At 38.7% G+C, this 20,525-nt stretch carries 19 protein-coding genes and 1 riboswitch; of the genes, 7 read left to right on the top strand and 12 right to left on the bottom strand.

What is annotated here, in order from left to right; translation table 11 throughout:
- Positions 1 to 5 precede the first annotated feature (5 nt).
- Together dacB and AC6CH1_RS18385 are read right to left on the bottom strand one after the other, a co-directional pair.
- Positions 6 to 1,400, bottom strand: a complete 1,395-nt coding sequence (dacB, locus tag AC6CH1_RS18390; protein ID WP_498318756.1) for a D-alanyl-D-alanine carboxypeptidase/D-alanyl-D-alanine endopeptidase — start codon at positions 1,398 to 1,400, stop codon at positions 6 to 8.
- A gap of 178 nt (positions 1,401 to 1,578) precedes the next feature.
- A complete protein-coding gene (locus AC6CH1_RS18385) occupies positions 1,579 to 2,316 on the bottom strand; it encodes an SDR family NAD(P)-dependent oxidoreductase (protein WP_498318755.1) in 738 nt (245 codons plus the stop codon).
- Between the two features lie 200 nt (positions 2,317 to 2,516).
- Between AC6CH1_RS18385 and AC6CH1_RS18380 the strand changes: the two genes are divergently transcribed.
- On the top strand, positions 2,517 to 3,128 hold the full coding sequence (locus AC6CH1_RS18380; RefSeq protein WP_251691476.1) for a TetR/AcrR family transcriptional regulator: 612 nt from the start codon (positions 2,517 to 2,519) through the stop codon (positions 3,126 to 3,128).
- Positions 3,129 to 3,227: 99 nt separating this feature from the next.
- On the opposite strand, the gene AC6CH1_RS18375 is transcribed toward AC6CH1_RS18380, so the two are convergent.
- The 3 genes from AC6CH1_RS18375 to AC6CH1_RS18365 form a co-directional block, all read right to left on the bottom strand.
- Positions 3,228 to 4,169, bottom strand: coding sequence for a sensor domain-containing diguanylate cyclase (locus AC6CH1_RS18375; RefSeq protein WP_498318754.1), 942 nt, complete (start codon positions 4,167 to 4,169; stop codon positions 3,228 to 3,230).
- Between the two features lie 221 nt (positions 4,170 to 4,390).
- A complete protein-coding gene (locus AC6CH1_RS18370) occupies positions 4,391 to 5,806 on the bottom strand; it encodes a purine-cytosine permease family protein (RefSeq protein ID WP_498318753.1) in 1,416 nt (471 codons plus the stop codon).
- A gap of 510 nt (positions 5,807 to 6,316) precedes the next feature.
- Positions 6,317 to 6,940, bottom strand: coding sequence for a LysE/ArgO family amino acid transporter (locus tag AC6CH1_RS18365; protein ID WP_498318752.1), 624 nt, complete (start codon positions 6,938 to 6,940; stop codon positions 6,317 to 6,319).
- A gap of 280 nt (positions 6,941 to 7,220) precedes the next feature.
- Between AC6CH1_RS18365 and crcB (AC6CH1_RS18360) the strand changes: the two genes are divergently transcribed.
- The 6 genes from crcB (AC6CH1_RS18360) to AC6CH1_RS18335 all read left to right on the top strand — a co-directional run bounded on the left by crcB (AC6CH1_RS18360) (position 7,221) and on the right by AC6CH1_RS18335 (position 11,609).
- Positions 7,221 to 7,607 (top strand): fluoride efflux transporter CrcB, encoded by a 387-nt coding sequence (crcB, locus tag AC6CH1_RS18360; protein ID WP_498318760.1) that lies wholly within the window; start codon positions 7,221 to 7,223, stop codon positions 7,605 to 7,607.
- A complete protein-coding gene (gene crcB, locus AC6CH1_RS18355) occupies positions 7,604 to 7,966 on the top strand; it encodes a fluoride efflux transporter CrcB (protein WP_498318751.1) in 363 nt (120 codons plus the stop codon). Before crcB (AC6CH1_RS18360) ends, crcB (AC6CH1_RS18355) begins: the two co-directional genes overlap by 4 nt.
- 109 nt (positions 7,967 to 8,075) lie before the next feature.
- Complete coding sequence (locus AC6CH1_RS18350) at positions 8,076 to 8,525, top strand: general stress protein (protein WP_251691468.1); 450 nt, start codon at positions 8,076 to 8,078, stop codon at positions 8,523 to 8,525.
- A 156-nt stretch (positions 8,526 to 8,681) separates the two neighbouring features.
- Positions 8,682 to 9,137, top strand: a complete 456-nt coding sequence (locus AC6CH1_RS18345; protein WP_251691466.1) for a YflT domain-containing protein — start codon at positions 8,682 to 8,684, stop codon at positions 9,135 to 9,137.
- Positions 9,138 to 9,305: 168 nt separating this feature from the next.
- Positions 9,306 to 10,148, top strand: a complete 843-nt coding sequence (locus AC6CH1_RS18340; RefSeq protein WP_498318750.1) for an aldo/keto reductase — start codon at positions 9,306 to 9,308, stop codon at positions 10,146 to 10,148.
- Between the two features lie 115 nt (positions 10,149 to 10,263).
- Positions 10,264 to 10,363, top strand: a riboswitch (purine riboswitch).
- Between the two features lie 52 nt (positions 10,364 to 10,415).
- Positions 10,416 to 11,609: an MFS transporter gene (locus tag AC6CH1_RS18335; protein ID WP_340716974.1), complete on the top strand. Its 1,194-nt coding sequence runs from the start codon at positions 10,416 to 10,418 to the stop codon at positions 11,607 to 11,609.
- A 60-nt stretch (positions 11,610 to 11,669) separates the two neighbouring features.
- Here the strand turns inward: AC6CH1_RS18335 and AC6CH1_RS18330 are convergent, their stop codons facing one another.
- The 7 genes from AC6CH1_RS18330 to xylF form a co-directional block, all read right to left on the bottom strand.
- Positions 11,670 to 12,698 carry an aldose epimerase family protein gene (locus AC6CH1_RS18330; protein WP_498318749.1) on the bottom strand — a complete coding sequence of 343 codons (1,029 nt, stop codon included), beginning with the start codon at positions 12,696 to 12,698 and terminating at the stop codon, positions 11,670 to 11,672.
- Positions 12,691 to 13,701, bottom strand: a complete 1,011-nt coding sequence (locus AC6CH1_RS18325) for a Gfo/Idh/MocA family protein (RefSeq protein WP_498318748.1) — start codon at positions 13,699 to 13,701, stop codon at positions 12,691 to 12,693. Before AC6CH1_RS18325 ends, AC6CH1_RS18330 begins: the two co-directional genes overlap by 8 nt.
- 13 nt (positions 13,702 to 13,714) lie before the next feature.
- Positions 13,715 to 15,211, bottom strand: coding sequence for a xylulokinase (xylB, locus tag AC6CH1_RS18320; RefSeq protein WP_498318747.1), 1,497 nt, complete (start codon positions 15,209 to 15,211; stop codon positions 13,715 to 13,717).
- A gap of 88 nt (positions 15,212 to 15,299) precedes the next feature.
- Complete coding sequence (gene xylA, locus AC6CH1_RS18315; RefSeq protein ID WP_340716970.1) at positions 15,300 to 16,622, bottom strand: xylose isomerase; 1,323 nt, start codon at positions 16,620 to 16,622, stop codon at positions 15,300 to 15,302.
- A gap of 16 nt (positions 16,623 to 16,638) precedes the next feature.
- Positions 16,639 to 17,793, bottom strand: a complete 1,155-nt coding sequence (locus tag AC6CH1_RS18310) for a sugar ABC transporter permease (protein WP_340716969.1) — start codon at positions 17,791 to 17,793, stop codon at positions 16,639 to 16,641.
- Positions 17,786 to 19,309 carry a xylose ABC transporter ATP-binding protein gene (locus AC6CH1_RS18305; protein WP_427714052.1) on the bottom strand — a complete coding sequence of 508 codons (1,524 nt, stop codon included), beginning with the start codon at positions 19,307 to 19,309 and terminating at the stop codon, positions 17,786 to 17,788. The genes AC6CH1_RS18310 and AC6CH1_RS18305 overlap by 8 nt, the downstream gene beginning before the upstream one ends.
- A 71-nt stretch (positions 19,310 to 19,380) precedes the next feature.
- Positions 19,381 to 20,463 carry a D-xylose ABC transporter substrate-binding protein gene (gene xylF / locus AC6CH1_RS18300; RefSeq protein WP_251691448.1) on the bottom strand — a complete coding sequence of 361 codons (1,083 nt, stop codon included), beginning with the start codon at positions 20,461 to 20,463 and terminating at the stop codon, positions 19,381 to 19,383.
- Positions 20,464 to 20,525: the final 62 nt, after the last annotated feature.

The following is a 20,525-nucleotide window of genomic DNA, read 5'->3' as shown; positions in this document are numbered from 1 at the left end:
GTTTTTTATACTACCTCAATAATCGCCTTCAACCCTTCATCCAAAAACGGAATCCCCTCTTCCCTTCCTTCAAGCATAATCGAGAAAATGTAGTCTCTCCCGCTTTTTCCTGTTACATAGCCTGATAATGTATTCACTTCATGAATATAGCCTGTTTTAGCGAATATTCGCTGTTGCAGTTCCGGCTCTAAAAAGCGGTCTTTTAATGTTCCGCCTACTAGTCTGTTTATATTCCCTCCAACTGGAAGTGATTCGTAAAAGTTCTGGAAATACGGTTCTTTTTGCAGCACATACAACAGCTCGGATATACCATTTGAGTGCAGACGGTTATGATGTGATAAGCCCGAACCATCAGCAAATTGCCATGTCGCAAAATCAATTTGCTGCTTTTCCAAATAAGCGCGCACTACTTTTATGCCATGCACGTAATCGCCTATTCCATGCTTTTGTTTCCCCATCGTTTTCAGGAAAATATCGGCGATGCTGTTATTGCTTAGTTTCATAAAAATTGAAAACATCTCCGCGATTGAGCGAGACTTATGCGTGTGTATTAGTTTTGCATGGTTTGGCGTTATGCCGCTATCAATGCTTTCTTCCTGTTCAAAACGGATGCCTGCATCTTTGCATAGTTCTTTGAAAAACAGCAGCGTGTTTTTCGTAGGGTCCTGGTGGGACACCCAAACTTTCGCCGTTTCTCCTTCCGGTATTTCACCTGTAATCATAATTTGACTTGTATTATTAATGCGGTGGATTTCCAATGTGTTTTCAGCACTTTTGTCTACTGATTTTGCTTCATTAGAAAGTTGCATACCACTTAAATGCGGGATGACGTTAAAACTCGGCTTTTCTCCGACATTCCCTGCAGTTGCTTCCACAATAATTGTGCTCGCATCAAAATCGTCATTCGGTGACATCGTAATGGGCGAGATACGGGCCCCGTAATAATGGGTTTCCCCTTCATCATCAACACCCGGTGGCAATGTATCACCCGAGAAATATGTATCATCCCCGATTAGCTTACCCTTCACCTGATGGATGCCTTTTTCCCTTAAAACTTCCGCAAAATGCTTAAGTGTTGCTTCATTTATTGTCGGGTCACCGTAGCCTTTCACGTAAATATTCCCGTTTAACGTGTGGTCTTCAACATTTCCGTCGATATAAATTTCTGTCTTAAACCGGTAGTCCACTCCAAGCTCCGCGATTGCAGCAGCCCCCGTCAGGATTTTCATATTGGACGCAGGACGCATTAAACGATTCCCTCGGTATGTATAAAGAATCTCCCCAGATGTCCGGTCACGCAGCGTAAAAGTGGCCTTATCTCCCCCTAAAATTGTTTCCACTATTTCGTCCAATTTCGTAATTGCATCGCCATTTAAGTTCTTCTCTTGAATCTCCTCCATACTAGGCCCCCTAAATTGTTAGAATTTACTGTAAATTTATTCTAACAGAAATATTTAGTTACGGTTAGCAGGAATTGAAGCGGACGAGACTTTCTAATATAAATGAAATTGTTCTAATAAAAACAGCACACACATAAAAAACGCACTTCCAAAATGAAAGTGCGCTTTGAATCAGAAATTATTGAGCTGTATATCCACCATCAACAGTTAAGCTGTTGCCGGTCATGAATGAAGAATCGTCACTTGCCATAAATAATACTGCTTTTGCCATCTCTTCAGCTTGTCCAAGTCGTTTCATCGGTGTCATTGAAGCTAATGCCTGTTTGCTTTCTTCTGGAATAATTGGTGTGTCAATGAAGCCTGGGCATAATGAATTCACACGAATATTCTGCTCTGCATATTCAAGTGCAAGTGAGCGCGTTAAGTTAATTACGCCACCTTTTGCCGCATTGTAAGCTGCCGAACCAGGTGAACCAACCCATCCGTACATAGAAGCGGTGTTGATAATTGAACCTCCGCCAGATTTCAACATTTCACGAATTGCTTCACGGGCTACCAGGAAAACACCATCTAAGTCAACATTGACTGTGTTGCGCCACTCCGAATATTCCAGTTCATGTGAAGGGAAAACGCGGCCAATGCCTGCATTGTTAAATACTATGTCTACTTTGCCAAATGCTTCAATTGTCTGTTTGAATATATTTGCTACTTCTTCTTCACTTGTAATATTTGCTTTAACAAATAATGCGTCCGCGTTAAGCGCTTTCAATTCCGCTTCGAAAGCTTTACCCTTTTCTTCATTTAAATCAACTAGTACTACTTTAGCACCTTCAGAGACAAATAATTTTGCTGTAGCTGCACCAATACCTGATGCCCCACCTGTGATGACTGCTACTTTACCTTGTAATTTATCCATCTTTTATTCCTCCTAGTATATCGCTTCATTAAAAATGCACATATTTAAGTTAAATTAAACAAAATAACAGAAATAAGTGTCATTGTTCTACAATTTAATTTTAACAACTTCTATAAGTTCAACAATCATTAAAATATTGTAAAATGTATAATTAGTAGACACTTACTAATATTTTGTCTTTTTCAGATGGAGGAGTAACGATGGAAAATAACCAAATTGATACATCCAAGCGAAAAAATCGAACAAAAGAACATTTTAAATTAGCTTTAATTGAGCTTATTAAAAAGAAGGGTTACCATGCCATTACCGTAAAAGATATTGTCGATCAAGCATCATACAATCGCAGTACGTTTTATGTGCATTACCAGGATAAAATCCAACTGGCAGAAGAATTGCTTGAAACAATGCTTGCTGGATTAGAAGAATCGGCCGGAAAACCGTACACTCCTGGTCAAAAAATATATACGACAAAATTAAGTGCCCCATCTTTTAATATTATTTCTTACATATATGATAACCGGAATTTTTTTGAACTCATTAAATACGACGATACATTAGCAGGCTTCCATATAAGATTTCCTCAAACAATATTAAAAATTTACGGGGAACAGTTCATATTTCAAACACTCAATAATATCCCAGTAAACATGGATTACTTTAAAAGATATACGGCTTATGGATTTTACGGGCTTATACAAAATTGGATTAACAGCAATTTCAAAGAATCCAAAGAAGATTTTATCGAAGAAGTCATTGCTTTATCTCAAACACATATTTATTCACTGAAGTTTGTGGGGAAACAAAACAAATAAAACTATTATAACCATGTGTCTGGGGCAAAAAGAAAAACTAACCCCGTCACAAGGTTAGTTTAAAAATATATTATATGTAAGCCATAAAGCTTATCTGTTTCAGATCAACATCTTTTTCATCTTTTTATTTTTATACATTTTCTGATCGGCTTTATTAAGCAGTTGTCTCATTACGCCATATGAAGAAGGTGAATATTCATATCCAATTGAAATATGGATAGGCGAGAATGGTAAGGTGTTAGAAAATTCCCTCATTTTAGAGCATACATTTTCTATATATTGTTCAACTTCAAAGTTATCTTTATGCGGCATCAAAACTATGAATTCATCTCCGCCAACTCTTGCAACAATCATTTCTTCGTCTGCAAATTTTTTTAAGCAATCGGCTGCTGCAATAATTAACCGGTCTCCCATTTGATGGCCATATTCGTCATTAATTTCTTTCAAGTCATCTAAGTCTGCGACAATTACAGATATAGGGATTGCAATTTCATTAAATTCTTTCTTTTTCAATTGAAAATACTCTCTATTGTACAAACCTGTTAATCCATCATGAGTCGATTTGTATTCCAGCTGCTCCTGCAAAATATATTGACTATGTACGTTTCTGTACACGCCTTGCACTGCCATCACTTTCCCATCTTTGTAGACAGGTGTAGCATATTCTTCAAACCAAATGTATTCTCCTAAATGGTTTTTAAACCTTACTGTTATCGGTTTATCGAAATTAAGTGTTCCCAATTGTTTCTTCCTTAAAATATCGTGGTCATCAGGGTGAACAATATCAAAAATTATATCCGGATTATTTAAATGTTTTTCCAGCGAATTTGGCCCTAAATTACTGTCTATACTTGGGCTTAAATAAAGATATTTTAGTTTCGGGTAAACTTCACAGTAATATAACATATCCCGGATGCCTTCAGTCGTTTCAATCATTGGTTTAAATAAATTTATTTTTTGTTGCAACTTCGCCTTTTCATTGTGCAGACGTATACATAATACGATGAGGCAAATTAATATACCTCCTACAACAATACTCATAAAAATGACCCGCTTTCAATTTAACTCTCCAATAGCCCCAATAGTATTATTTTACTATAATTATAATTTGATTGTATATATTAAATTCCCTAATAACAAGTACTTTTTGGTATTTTTCTGAAGAGTAAAATCACTATATTTCACCGTTAAACACTACTCCCTAACACCTTAAATAATAAAAACCGTACTCCCATTAAAACGGTAAGTACGGCTCAAATTTTTTAACCAATCCAATCCTCTTTCGGAATATCATTCGCTTCTTTCTTGCTATAGTATCGCCCTTTTGTCGCCAACCCTAAAATGACAGTCAGAATTGCTGCCATAAGGGCTGCGAAAAAGGCGGCAGTATTTTGCAGGAAAGTGCCCATATATCCGAGCGCTGCAATTGTACCGATTATAGTTGGGACAATTAAAGCAATGACACCAACCGGATTCCATTTAAACAGGTTTTCCTGTCTGGATTCGTAATAGCGTGTGCCGATTTTCAGCCATTTTTTGAGCACGAGTGCTTCTGTTACGAGAACTGCTGCCCAGCTCATCAGTGCTACACCTTGGAATGTCATCGCAATTTGAAGATGATCGACAATACCACCAAGCATCAAGATCATCGCAATGACACCGCCTACTACTACCCAAAAACGGCGTCCTGGTGTAAAACCAAACATGTTTTCAAAAAAGTTCGAGAGGGAAAGTGAGCTGCTGTAAATATTCGTTATATTAATTCGAACCTGTGTCAGTACCGTGAATACGACACCACCGAGCCCTAATAATGTCACGATATAAACGCCGGGATTAGCTTCGGCGAATTTTACACCGAACCAAATGCCAAGGCCACCCATTACACCAAAACAGAAGATTTGCGGAATAAATCCGATTGCAATTGAACCGACTTTCAAATCTTTCGGTTTCAGGAATCGTGCATAATCCGAGGCAATTAAAGCCGTAAGTCCCATGATACCATGTTGCATTCCGATACATAACAGCAATGCCGTACCACCTATTTGAACACCCTCAGGCATATAGTTCCAGAAATTTCCGGAGTTAAGTGATGGGGTATTGAAAGCAATAACAATGGCCGTAATGAGGAAGAACCCAAAAATAGGCAATGACCACTTTTGAAGTTTGTCCAATTGTTTAATGCCAAACCAGTTTAACGGAATTACTAAGGAACCAAAGAATACAATTAAAAGCCAGATCGGAATCGCCGGGAAGAATGCATGAACTGCAGCGACTAGAATCATACCTTCAAATGCACAATACATAATAAAGTTTGATGCGTAAATTAATGAGGTTAATGAGGCTCCGATATAACCGAATCCTCCGCGGGATAATAAGTTGACGTTCATGCCGGACTTTGCCGATAAATAAACTATGATGCTTCCAAGAATACCAGCGACAATGATGGCATAACCAGCTGAGATGAGCGCATTGACCGCTCCGAATTGTAGTGCCATGACGCTCCCCATCTGGAAATAGAAGATGGCAGTTGCGATGCCAAACGTTATATTTGTGATACTTAACCAGCCCATTTTGCGCTCTTCACGCGGAACTCGGTCAAAAGTATAGTCACTAGTTGCTTCTTCTTGATATAAGTTTCGTTCTCTTAAATTTTGATCTGCAGTAATCTCAGATCTCATTCAATCAAATCCTTTCTGTACTTATACTTCTTTTGTTTCAAAGGAACTTTTATTAGAGGTGGATGGATCTTTTTAAGGGAAAGGGCGGTTACGGTAAATCATCTGCAATTGATCCCTTCAATTCAGAAACAAAAAAAGAAATGATTTTTTTACCGCGCAGACAGTCGTGAGCGTAAGTTAAATAGCTCCATTAAATATTTTAACATAATTTAACGCAATTATTTGCTTTCTCAGTCTAAGTCGTTCTTTAGTCCCGCAATAACTCCACCCTTTTCCAGATAATAAAAAAGCTCGAAAAACATAAAATTCCCTTGTTTTACGAGTACTTATTATAGCCAATATGACCATCTGTTTATTCTACCTATTCTTTTACACTTACCACAAAATGACTGTTTGGAGTTATTGGTTTCTAAGTTTATAGATGCATTTATAGCATCCCGGTAAGAGTATAATTTTCCTAACACAATATTATTCGTTATTGTTAGACTGCTAATGGTTCCGTCGTCTTTCCTATTCACCCAGCAATGCATAAAACTGATAGCCCATATACAGCGCCATTATCCAAATAATTATCGCCGATATTTTATTAAGATAATTTAAGAATTTTCCGTTACTGTCAATTTGTCCAATCTTTCTCCCGACAATGGCAAGTGACAGAAACCAAACCCATGATACTACTATGCAGGCTACTGTAAACATCCATTTGTCATAACCTGTATAAGCTAATGAACTTGTTCCGATTACCCCGGTTGTATCCAAAATAGCATGAGGATTAAGTAGCGACACGGATGCAGCAAATGTTATTTGGCGTCGAGCTGAAAATCCCTTTTGTTCCCGCTTTGCATTTATCGTAGGGTTGTCTTTCCATATCACCCATCCCATATACGCCAAGAAAAAGAATCCCGCTAAAAACAGTGTTATTTTCAACCATTCAAAACTAAAAACAATCACCGATACTCCCGCTACCGCCAAATAAATTAAAATCGTATCACAGATTCCTGCTGTTACTATTGCAGGCAATGCTTTCGTAAATTTCCGGTGTGTGGCACCTTGATTAAAAATAAATACGTTTTGAACACCTAATGGCAAAATTAAGCCAAATGCCAATAGGATTCCATGAATTAATGGTTGCACGCTTATTCCTCCTATTTCCATTATTTAAGAATAACGATGAAGGAACGATTTGTCTCCCCTTATTAAAGAGATTGAGGCATACTCCGTGATATCCATTTACGGAAGTGCCTAGCGTTTTTTACGAGTATCTTGACTTACCATTAATTGATAAATTAATGTAGTAAATAGAACATGATAGGCGATAAAGTTCGCCCTAAACCGCCTATAGACGAATGACTCCTGACAGTTTAGTGAACTGGCGGGAGTCTGTTTTATTTAAGGGAGGTTACTGAATTTGCAAATGATTTTAATAGGAATCGGCGGTGCAATTGGGGCGGTACTACGATATAGTGTCTCCCTGTTTTTTTTAACAAACGAGACAGCTGCCTTCCCTTTTGGGACTGTAGCAGTGAATTTGGCAGGCTGCTTTCTTTTAGGGATGCTCTCTTCCGGTCTTGAACTAAAAATTTCAGCAAACCCTGATTATTTATCAGCATTCAAAACCGGGTTAATCGGCTCATTTACGACTTTTTCCACGTTCAGTGTCGAAGTTATCCAGCTGCTGCTGCATCACTTTTATCTTTCCGCCATCCTTTATATTTTCATTAGTGCCATCTTCGGATTAATTTTTGTTGCGTTTGGCATGAAGATTGGAAAAAGCCTTTCGGAAAGGGAAGAACCAGTATGACGAATTTCTTGTTAGTGGCCGTTGGCGGATTTTTCGGAGCCATTTTACGCGCTTTTATTTCTAAGCGGCTCAATCATACAAACCGATTTGTTCACCTTGGCACTTTTACGGTAAATATGCTCGGCTCGTTTGCATTGGGATTTTTGGTTAATATGTATCTTAATACAAATGCAAACCTTATTTTGAGTATCGGATTTTTAGGAGCTTTGACTACATTCTCTACTTTCAAATTGGAAAGTCTGACACTTGTCCATGCAAAACAATGGAAGCAATTTGTACTCTATTCTTTACTCACATATATGGTCGGCCTATCCTTTGCTTTTGCCGGCTTTTGGGTGGCAAAATTATATTTATCCTAATGTTTTCGTCTCCTCTCTAATCAGCAACGGTCTTAACGTGCTATGTTTACAATCAAATGACACGGGTAAATTTACATTGTGCAACATTCAGATAAGGAGGATGATAGAAATGGTAAAACATATTGTGGGTTATTATGATACAGAAGCAGAGGCAATTGATGCAATTGAGGATTTAAAACGACAAGGTTACCGTACTGAAGATATTTCAGTTATCAGTAAAAGCCAATCGGATGTTGATACAATTTCCGATGAAACAGGTGCAAACGTTGCAGAAGGTGCAGCTACAGGCGCAGCTGCGGGCGGTGCATTAGGCGGAATTGGCGGCGTACTTGCAGGTCTTGGCGCATTGGTGATTCCAGGGATCGGTCCTATTGTCGGAGCAGGTCCAATTGTTGCCGGTATTACAGGCGCGGCAGCTGGTGCTGGTGTCGGTGGCTTGACGGGTGCTCTTATCGGAATGGGGATTCCAGAAGATGAAGCAAATCGTTACAACGAACAATTTGAATCTGGTAAAATTTTAATTATGGTAGACGAAAACTCACGTACAACACTTTTATAATAAAACTGTAGAAAGTCATTCTGAATTCATCAGGATGGCTTTCTTTTTTTGTTCCTACAGGAGGCAGGTTTCTCCCTTCCCTGTTTCCTCATGTTTACAAATATTCCTCCAGGGTAAATTTTAATATGTGAAAAGAGATTTGAGAGGATGAGAGAAATGGCAAAACATGTCGTAGGATATTATGATACAGAAGCAGAAGCAATTAAAGCCGTTGAAGAATTAAAGCAACAAGGATACAGTGCACAGGATATTTCAATCATCAGTAAAAACGTATCGGATGTAGATGCAATCTCCAATGAAACCGGCGCAAATGCCATGGAAGGCGCAATTACAGGTGTTGCTGCCGGCGGAACATTAGGCGGACTCGGCGGTGTTATCGTCGGACTTGGTGCACTTGCGATTCCAGGTATCGGACCTGTTGTTGCTGCCGGACCAATCGCTGCTGGGTTAACCGGATTAGCTACCGGTGTAATGGTCGGCGGAATCGTCGGTGCTTTAGTGGGGATGGGTATTCCGGAAGACGAGGCAGAGCGCTACAACGAACAATTTGAAGCCGGCAAGATTTTAATCATGGTGGCAGAAGATAAACGCGGCTCAGGCACCATTTTATAAATAAAAGAAATTTGGCCATCCTATGTATCGGGATGGCTTTCCTGCTTTTTTTAACAGCCCTTTATGATTCATTTTCCCTCTTGCCCAATCAGTAGGTTAGAGCTGAATTTCATGGTATATTATTGAAGTTGCACTATTAAGTGTTATTTTACAGATGGAGGTTTTACGATGCTCAAAAATTTGCAAGATACTACAACATTAAATAACGGTGTTAAAATGCCTTGGCTAGGAATCGGTACATATTTAGTTGAGGAAGGACCTGACCTGTTAAACGCTATCAAATTTGCGATTAAACACGGTTACCGCAGTATCGATACAGCTGCCGTTTATCAAAATGAAGAGGGCGTCGGCGAAGCAATCCGTGAAGCACTAAAAGAAACCGGCATTTCAAGAGAAGAATTATTCATCACTTCTAAAGTGTGGAATACAGATTTAGGCTATGAGGAAACACTTGCTGCCTACGAAACAAGCTTAAAGAAATTAGGTCTTGAATACTTGGACTTATACCTTATTCACTGGGCAGTTGTAGATAAATATAAAGATGCATGGCGTGCGATGGAAACACTTTATAAAGAAGGAAAAGTGAAAGCGATCGGCGTATGTAACTTCCAGGTTCATCATTTAGAAGATTTGATGAACGATGCGGAAATCAAACCGATGATCAACCAGGTGGAATACCACCCTCGCTTAGCTCAATCGGAAGTAAAAGCTTTCTGTGAAAACAACGACATTCAGTTCGAGGCATGGTCTCCGTTAATGCAGGCAAAATTATTGGACAACCCTCTATTAAACGAATTGGCTGCCAAATATAATAAAACTGTTTCTCAAGTCATTTTAAGATGGGATCTGCAAAACGGTGTTGTAACGATTCCAAAATCAACGAAAGAACATCGCATTGTAGAAAATGCCGATATTTTTGATTTTGAACTGACTTCTGAAGATATGGAACAGATTAATGGCCTTAACCAAGATTTACGTATCGGACCGGATCCTGATCACTTCAGCTTTTAATTAAACGCTTCATTCAGCAAGCTGTCCTCGTCTCTTATTACGAAGACAGCTTTTTTCACTTAAAAACACATACTTGAAATTTTTTTCGAAAACGAGTAAACTATCAAAGTGCTCATTTATCCAAGTTAATAGTAACTGTATAACCTCAAGAATATGGCTTGAGGGTCTCTACCAGGAACCATAAAATCCTGATTACAGAAAATGATCTTTTTCATTTTTTGTAATCAGGATTTTTTTATTTTCCAAAGAAAGGAAGTTAGACAAAATATGAATTTCAAAGTATTAATACTCGCATTATCAACGGTTGCTGTCGGGTTGGTCGAACTGATTGTTGGAGGGATTCTCCCAATCATTGCAACTGATATGAATATTTCAATAAGCACTGCCGGACAGCTGATTACCGTATTTGCCCTTATTTATGCAATCGCCGGTCCTGTGTTATTAGTTTTAACGAGCAAAGTTGAACGAAAAAAGTTATATCTTATTTCGTTGTTTATTTTCTTCATCAGTAATATCATGATGTATTTCAGTGTGACATTCACATTTATGATGGTTGCCCGTATTTTAAGTGCAATGAGTACTTCACTGATCACCGTGCTTTCGTTAATCCTCGCTGCAAAAGTTGTTTCACCGGCGCATCGTGCGAAGGCACTTGGTTTCATTTATATGGGAATTAGTTCTTCGCTCGTATTAGGTGTACCGCTTGGCATTTTAATTTCCGATTATTTCGGATGGCGTGTAATTTTCCTAGGCATTGCGATTTTATCAGTAGGCTCATTTATTCTCATTTCACTCTTTTTAGAGAAGGTTCCTGGGGAAATGACCATTCCACTTTCGCAACAATTAAAGGCAGTTGCCAGTTCCAAAATCGGCAGTGCCCATCTTGCAACAATGTTTATGCTGGCTGGACACTATACGATGTACGCGTACTTCACACCATTTTTGGAAACAGAACTAAGTCTGAATTCCAGCTGGATCAGTCTTTGCTATTTATTATTCGGGATTGCTGCAGTAAGCGGCGGCGCATTTGGCGGAACGCTTTCGGATAAAATCGGTGCACCTAAGAGTATTATTTTCGTTATTGTTTCATTTGCAGTCGTGTTATTCATACTGCCATTCACGACCTTCTCTCTTATCATCTTCATACCGATTATGATGATTTGGGGAGCGCTAAGCTGGAGTTTATCACCACCACAGCAAAGCTACTTGATTCAGACAGATCCTGCCACATCAGATATTCAGCAAAGCTTTAATAATTCGGCTTTACAGATCGGAATTTCGATGGGATCAGCGTTTGGCGGAATCGTAATCACTCAAACAGACACGATTTCACATGCAGCTTGGTATGGTGGCGCACTTGTACTAGTTGCGTTAGCATGTGCAGTCTTTTCTTTAACGAGAAAAACAAATGGTAGAGAAGAAAAAATTTCTACTTCGGCTGCCCATCATTCAAATATATAAGTTAAAAGCCCCATTCGTTTTATAATCGAATGGGGCTGCTTCTATTCTCGGTTATATTTATTATAGGTTTGTAAATCTGTAGATTGTTTCGTGATGATAAGGAATTCCTTTTTTTATAATAGAATTTGGTAAATGTTTATATTTCATGCTATTTGGAGCATTTTGTACCTCTAAACAAATACCTAAATAATTTTGTGCGGGCGCTTCCTTAAATGAGTAGCCACTGCCGATTTTACTGCCAGTATATACAACTAAAGCTTGTTCATCCGTTATGATTGTAAGTTTGCGGCCACTTTCTTCCTCCGATAATACAATTTGACTTTTTTCTAATAAAAACGGATGGTCTATACCTCCGCTCGCCAACTTAACTTGCGGAAAGTTACTCTCCATGACTTCCTTCAAATATTTCTTTTCATTAAAGTCAAATATTGTTCCAATTACATTTTCTATATTGCCCAGCGGTAACCCCTGCTCATCAATATAAAGCATTCCTCTACTGGAAAATTTCAATGTATGCCCTTCAATCGTACGCTTTAAGTTTCCGCTTAGATTAAAGTAACTATGATTTGTACAATTTAAAATCGTATCAGTATCGCTTATACCTTCATACGAAATAATTAGCTCGTTACTGGCTGTTAATGTATAGGTAATAGACATATTTAACTTTCCAGGAAAATCAACGGATTCAAAATTGAGAAAGTATCTTACATATTGTCCACGCGAGGAAACACCTGTTTCAAATTGCCATAGCTGATTGTGAAAGCCGTCATTTCCACCGTGCAGTAAATGGTGCCCTTCATTTGCCCTCGCTTGAAAAGAAACTCCATTGATTTCTAAAATAGCATCTTCAAGACGGCCTGCAATAGGTCCAATCGCCGCACCAAAAAACTGCGGATATTGTTTATATTTTTCTGCCGTATCAAATGAACAAACAACATTTTCAATTATTCCATTAGCATCAGGGGTAGCGATTGCCGTAATCGTACACCCTAATGTACAACTGCTTACATACATCCCATTCGTATTCGTTAAAATAACTTCATAAACGGGATGCTTGTTTATTTGACCAAAAGATCTAACTTCAATCATTGCAAACGTAATCAGCTAATACGATTTGTTGATTTGTGTCTACCGATTGCTGAATCGCGTGCAAAATCCCCACGTTTTTGCGTGAATAATTATGCTGTACTGTCAGTGCTCCATTAGTACGTACAGCATCGGAGAAGTATTCAACCTCTTGCTTGTATATATCTCCTCCGGTTTGTTCGATACGTTCTGTTGTTAAAGTATTGATAGTAATTTGTCCATTCCCGCTTAGACGGTCTGGTCTAAATGCATTTTTAACTTTTACCGTTCCCTTCGTCCCCACTATTTCATATTCATTTCGTTCTGTCATATCAAAACTACAATCGATCATTCCGTGGATTCCATTTTCCAGCTCGACTATTCCAAACGCAGAAATATCGACAGTAGTTTTTGAATCTGCAATCCTTTTAAATGAAAGTGACTTAACGTCATTTCCCAAAATGAGTTGCATTGCATGAACCGAATAACAACCAACATCCCAGATAGCACCCCCACCTTTTTCTGCGTTCATGCGAATGTCACCTTTACGATCTGTTAAATAAAATGAGTGACTTGATTTAAAAAGTTTTACTTCACCAATTTCTCCAGAATTAATAATTTCTTTTACTCGCATATGCTGTGGATGAAATTGGTACATGAACGCTTCCATAAACTGTACATTCTCTTCATTACAAACTGTAATCATTTCTTCTAAATCAGCTTTATTTAATGCAGCAGGTTTTTCACACAAAATGTGCTTTCCTGCCTTTGCTGCTTTAATGACCCACTCTTTATGTAAATCATTTGGGAGTGGAATATAAATTACTTCTACCTCATGATCATTTAATAATTCATCATAACTCTCGTAAGCTCTTTCGATTCCTAGTTTTTCAGCGATCGCATGTACCTTTGGACCACGGCTGGCAATTGCAATGACTTCCGCATTTTCAGCACGTTTTATAGCCGGAATCAGTTGCGTTTGCGCAATATTGGCTGTACTTAAAATACCCCATTTTACTTTGTTCATTATAAATTCCTCCCTAGCGAAATAGTTTTAATTGTTCATTTAACGCTTTTGTCTGAGTGTAAATCTGTTGATATACCGCATATAGCTGATTGTATATTTCAACATTCTCACGATTCGGTTCAAATTTCCCTTCTACTTGAACACAAGCCTGAACAGCTTCTTCAAAATCTGTGTATATATTCGCTCCTACCGCTGCAATCATACACGCACCGATACTTGGCCCTTGCTCATTTTTTAGTTTATACACCGTTACATTAAAAATATCGGCCTGCATTTGTAGCCAGACTGGACTTTTTGCGCCACCGCCGATAGAAACCATTTCGGTAATATCTTTGCCCGAGTTACGGAAAATCTCTAACGAATCACGCAGTGAAAAAACGATTCCCTCCATCACAGCCCGCGCAAAATGTTGCTTTGTATGTGATGCATCTATGCCAATATAGCTTCCACGAATCGTAGAATCTGCATAAGGTGTGCGTTCACCTACAATATACGGTGTAAATAATAACCCGTTACTTCCCGGAGTAATTGTATTAATCCCCGCAAACAATTCATCATAAGACTGCCCTTCCGCAAATCTCTCTTTAAACCAGCTAAGGGAGTGCCCCGCCGACAACGTAACCCCCATTGTGTAGTAAGCATCCTCTACAACATGGTTAAAATAGTGTACCTTTCCTTCAAAATCCTTTGTATTGGATTCCTCATATGATAATAGAACTCCCGATGTACCAATACTGACCATTGTTTTACCATCACCTGCAACACCAGAACCAATTGCCCCACAAGCATTATCCGCACCACCAGCATAAATCTTAGTTGCGGTCGTTAATCCTGTGCTTTTAGCAAATTCCACTGTCAATTGCCCCACTTCTGTTGCCGATGACACAAGCGGTGGACATATTGCTAAATTAATTCCCAGCACTGCAGCTATTTCCTGACTCCATTCGCTCTTTTCTATATCCAGTAATAATGTGCCTGCCGCATCGGAATAATCCATATGCAAATTTCCAGTCATCACAAAACGCACATAATCCTTAGGTAATAGAAAAGTTTTTATCGCTTTGAAAATTTCCGGTTCATATTCCTTTACCCATAGAATCTTTGGTAACGTAAAGCCTTCAAGAGCATTATTTTTAGTAATTCTCAGCAGGTCCTCCTGCCCAACTTGTTCAACAATTTGCTTACACTGCTCTGTTGTCCGCGTATCATTCCATAAGATTGCAGGTCGAAGAATATCATTATTTTCATCAAGTAGCACCAATCCATGCATTTGACCAGAATAACTAATCCCTACAATAGTAGAAACATCTCCTGTAAATCGTTTAACAATTTCCTGAATTGCCGCTTTAGTTCCAGTCACCCAATCATTTGGATTTTGCTCTGAGTAACTTGACTTTTCATGAACAAGCGGATAGCTCCTTGATGCTTCATCGACAATAGTTCCTTGCTCATTCATTAACAGTGCTTTTACTGCGCTTGTTCCTAGGTCAATCCCGATTACATACTTCATATTTCTGCCTCCACCCGTATACTGCATAAAAGGCTAGACCAAAAGTATAAATCTTTTGCTCTAGCCTCAAAAAGCTTCTTGACCACAATTATTCAGCTATAACATTTAAAATGTACTGATTTATAATCATTTTCAATTTTTCTGTGCGACCAGAGCTGTTTTTAACGTCCCCAAGCCCTAAAGCATATTCTTCCAACTGCTTGAAGCCGACAGTCCCATCAACAATTTGTTTGCCGATGCCTTCGTTATAACTGCTATAACGATTATCTACGAAGTTTTCCAACACACCATCTTCCAATAGCTTGTGGGCAACCTTCAGTCCGACAGCAAATGAGTCCATTCCCGCTATATGTGCATAAAACAAATCATCCTGCTCAAATGATCCACGGCGTACTTTTGCATCAAAGTTCAAACCGCCCTTTCCGAGGCCGCCATTTTTCAAAATTTCATACATTGCTAACGTGTTTGTGTAAAGGTCTGTAGGGAATTCATCCGTATCCCATCCAAGTAATGTATCGCCCTGGTTGGCATCCACTGAGCCCAGCATCCCGTTAATACGTGCTGTATGTAACTCATGCTCAAATGTATGCCCGGCTAATGTTGCATGGTTTGCTTCTATATTGAATTTGAACTTGTTTTCTAATCCGTACGTACGCAAGAAACCAATCCCTGTTGCTACATCGAAGTCATATTGGTGTTTTGTCGGCTCTTTTGGCTTTGGTTCAATCAAGAATTGACCTTCATAACCAATTTCTTTTGCATAATCTACCGCCATGTTCAAGAACTTACCAAGATTATCTTGTTCTAACTTCATATTTGTATTAAGCAGTGTTTCATAGCCTTCACGACCACCCCAGAAGACATAGTTTTCAGCGCCTAAACGCTTCGCTACTTCCAATCCCTTTTTCACTTTCGCAGCCGAATAGGCAAAAACATCTGCATTAGGTGAAGTCGCAGCACCGTGAACAAAGCGTGGGTTTGAAAACATATTGGCTGTATTCCATAGGAGCTTAGTTTTTGATGTAGCCATGTATTTTTCCATCATGTCTATAATTTCATCCAGGTTTTTATTCGTTTCCGCCAATGACTGGCCTTCCGGTGCAACGTCTACATCATGGAAGCAGAAAAATGGCACATTTAACTTTTCATAAAATTCAAATGAAGCTTCTAAACGTGCCTTTGCTAGGTCCATGCCGGAAAATTTGTCCCATGACCGCTCCATATTTCCTGCACCAAACGGATCTCCGCCATCATACGTAAATGTATGCCAATAGGCTACTCCAAAACGTAAAGTTTCCTCCATCGTTTTCCCGCCAACAACTTCCTCTGGATTGTAGTATTTAAATGCTAAATCACTTGTTGATTTTGGTCCTTCATACTTGATTGCTGAGATATTGCTGAAATATGACATATAATATTCCCCCGATTCATTTGTTTTTAGAAATGATGTCAACCCATACCGCCAAAATTAAAATCAAACCTTTTACGATATACTGCCAGTAAGCGCCGATATTCATCATCGACATTCCGTTATCAATACTTGCCATAATGAGTGCACCAATAATCGCACCAAAGATCTTCCCTTTACCGCCCATTAAAGATGTACCGCCAATTACGCAGGCTGCGATGGCATCCAATTCATAACTGTTCCCGGCAGATACTGTTGCTGCATTTAAACGTGCTGTTAATAACACACCTGCTACTCCAGCTAAAGCACCCATGCTGACGAATACATATAGCGTATTTCGTTTAATATTTATTCCCGATAATGCTGCTGCTTCCGGGTTGCCGCCTATTGCATAAATCCGGCGTCCAAATGCTGTTTTTGTTGTAATGAACATGAAAACAAGCGCAATTACCGCTACAATTAAAAACGGGATTGGAATACCTAAATAACGATTCAACATATACGTAATGACTACTAGAACAACAGAATAAACTGTCACTTTTCCATAATCGATTACAGAAGGCAATAATAATAAGCCCATTTCCTTACGCTTTCTACGACTATTTACCGTGAAAGCTATCATTAAAATAACGGCTATAGCAGCTATAATATAACCTGGTATAAATGGTAAGTAACTGTTTCCGATTTGTTTGAAACTTGGGTTTAATGATGAAATCGTTTGACCATCCGATAAACCGATTAGAACCCCTCGGAATATCAACATCCCGCCAAGCGTAACAATAAATGCGGGTACTGCTCGGTATGCGACCCACCATCCTTGCCATAACCCAATTAAACCTCCAATTATAATTGCTGCGAGTACAACAACCGGTGTACTCCATCCTTGCCAAACTTGCAGCATTGCGGCAATTCCACCTGTAACTCCTACAATCGAACCTACCGATAAATCAATGTGTCCTGCCACAATTACCAATGTCATTCCTACCGCAAGTACAGCTATGATCGACATTTGGGTAAATAAATTGGATATATTACGAGAAGATAAGAATTCCCCTCCAGTAAAAAATGTGAAAATAATAGCAATAAAAATTAAAGCAATAATTAAGGTATAGGATTGTAAATCGAATTTGAAGGATAATTTACTTTCTTTTTTGATTGTCTGTTCATTAATCACGTTTTTTCCCTCCAGTTGCACACATCATTACTTTTTCCTGTGTTGCTTCTTCTCTTGCAAATTCTCCCGTAATTTCTCCTTCACACATAACAAGAATTCGATCTGACATTCCTAAAACTTCAGGCAGCTCAGATGAAATTAGTACAATCCCTACACCTTGGTGGACAAGCTCATTCATAATTTTGTAAATTTCATATTTAGCACCAACATCAATCCCTCTAGTAGGCTCATCTAAGATTAATAGTTTTGGATTATTCATAATCCACTTACTCAAAACAACCTTTTGCTGGTTTCCTCCACTTAGCTTTCCTACCTCTATGTCTAGATTAGGTGCTTTTAATTTCATCTTGGTTGTAATCTCTTCTGCTGCTCTTACTTCAAGTGCTTGGCTAATCACATTTAGTTTCATCACCTTGTTTAATGCAATCAGTGTCGTATTTTTTGCGATATCCATTCCTAGTACTAGACCGTATCGCTTACGATCTTCCGATACATAAGCAAATCCCTCTTTAATAGCATCCGCTGGTGATTTAATTGTTACGGTTTTATCATTTAATTTGACCGTACCTTCTTTTTTACCAGGCATTCCGCCAAACAAGCTAATAAACAGCTCTGAGCGACCTGCTCCCATCAAGCCGGAAAATCCTACAATTTCACCCTTTTTAACATTGAAATTTATATTAGATACAACTTTTTTTCCCGATTTATTGTATGAAGTGTAGTTTTCTACATGTAATACATTTTCATCACTAATTTCATGCACCTCATAAGGGAATAACTCCGTCAGTTCACGCCCAACCATCTTTGTAATGATCATTTCCTCAGTGAGATACTCGATGGAGTTCGTTGAGATTGTCTGACCATCACGTAAAATTGTTACAGAATCAGCCAGCTCCATTACTTCTCCTAATTTGTGCGAAATGTATATGCATGTTACACCTTGTTTTCGAAGTTCATTTAACAATTTAATTAAAACAGCTACATCACTTTCTGTAAGAGCAGCTGTCGGCTCATCTAAGATTAGAATATCCGTTTCCTTCGTCAGAGCTTTTGCAATTTCCAGAAGTTGCTGCTTTCCTACCGTTAATTCGGATACCTTCATTTGTGGATCCAGATCTAAACCAACCTTTTCAAGTGCTACCTTCGACTTTTTATAAATTTCATTCCAATTAATAACGGCCGAGCGCATTAAATCATGTCCTAAAAATAAATTTTCAGCAATCGTCATTTCACCAACCAATGCCAGTTCCTGATAAATAATTGCCACTCCTGCATCTTGTGATTCTTTAATATTTTTGAAACTTGCTTCTTTGCCTTTGATTAAAATTTTCCCACTGTATGTGCCCGCCGGATAAACGCCGCTTAATACTTTCATCAAGGTCGATTTCCCTGCACCATTTTCACCACATAAGGCATGGATTTCACCTTTTCGGACTGAAAAAGTAACATTGTCCAGAGCCTTAACACTTGGAAACTCTTTTGTTATTCCTTTCATTTCTAAAACATATTCAGTCATGTTTCCACCACCATTCTCCATATCCTCATTTAAAAGAAAGGAGGGAAATTCTCCCCTCCTTTTGCTGTTATTTACGGACGGTCACTTTCCGGAACATTTTTATATACATCATCATAGCTATGGAATTCATCTTCAATAACTGTTGTCATAAGTTCATCTTTACCTACTGAAATTGGGTCCAGCTTAATGAATGGAACATCCATCTGGCCATTGTTTACAGAATCCGTAGCAGTAACTTCCTCACCTTTTGCTAATTGAACCGCTACTTCTGCACTCTTTTCAGCAATTGCTTTTATTGGCTTGTAAACGGTCATTGTCTGTAATCCCTCTGCAATACGCTGAACACCTGCCAGGTCAGCATCTTGCCCAGAAATTAATACTTTACCAGCTAATCCCTGAGCTTCTAACGCCTGAATTGCGCCACCAGCCGTATTATCGTTTGAAGCAACGACAACATCAATATTGTTTTTGTTTGCAGTTAATGCGTTTTCCATGATTTTTAATGCTTCATTTGCATCCCAGTCTTTCGCCCACTGATCGCCTACAATTGTAATATCACCTTTATCAACTAATGGCTGAATAATATTCATTTGCCCTTCACGGAACATTTTTGCGTTGTTATCCGTTGGAGATCCCCCCATTAAGAAGAAGTTTCCGTCAGGTTTTAAATTCACTAAATACTCCGCTTGCATCTCGCCCACACGTACGTTATCAAATGAAACATATGCACTGATATCTGCCCCGTTAATCAATCGGTCATATGCTAATACTGGAACGTCTTCTGCATTTGCCTGCTCCACAACAGTGGATAAAGAATCTGAATTAATCGCAATAATTACTAATGCATCTAAATCCTGAGACAGCATATTTTGTATTTGCGATAATTGCTTTGCTTCATCACCATTTGCAGACTGCACTACGACTTCTGCACCCATTTCTTCGGCCTTAGCTACGAAGAAATCACGGTCATGCTGCCAACGTTCTAATGTTAAGTCCGATACCGATAAACCAATCTTCAATTTATCGCCTGCTGAATCACTTGAATTTGCCTTGCCTGTATCTTTGCTTGAGTCGCCTGCATCCTGTCCACAAGCTACCAATAACATTGATATTACTAACAGAATTCCAAAAAGAAAGCCCTTACATTTACGCATGAACTACACCCCTTTAATATTTGTAATATTCTCAATTTAAAAATAGAATAACATGTTAATAT

Source organism: Solibacillus sp. GQ1 (genome assembly GCF_059758555.1).
Note: the sequence above shows the minus strand (reverse complement) of the source record. Positions and strands in the feature narration are given on the sequence as shown.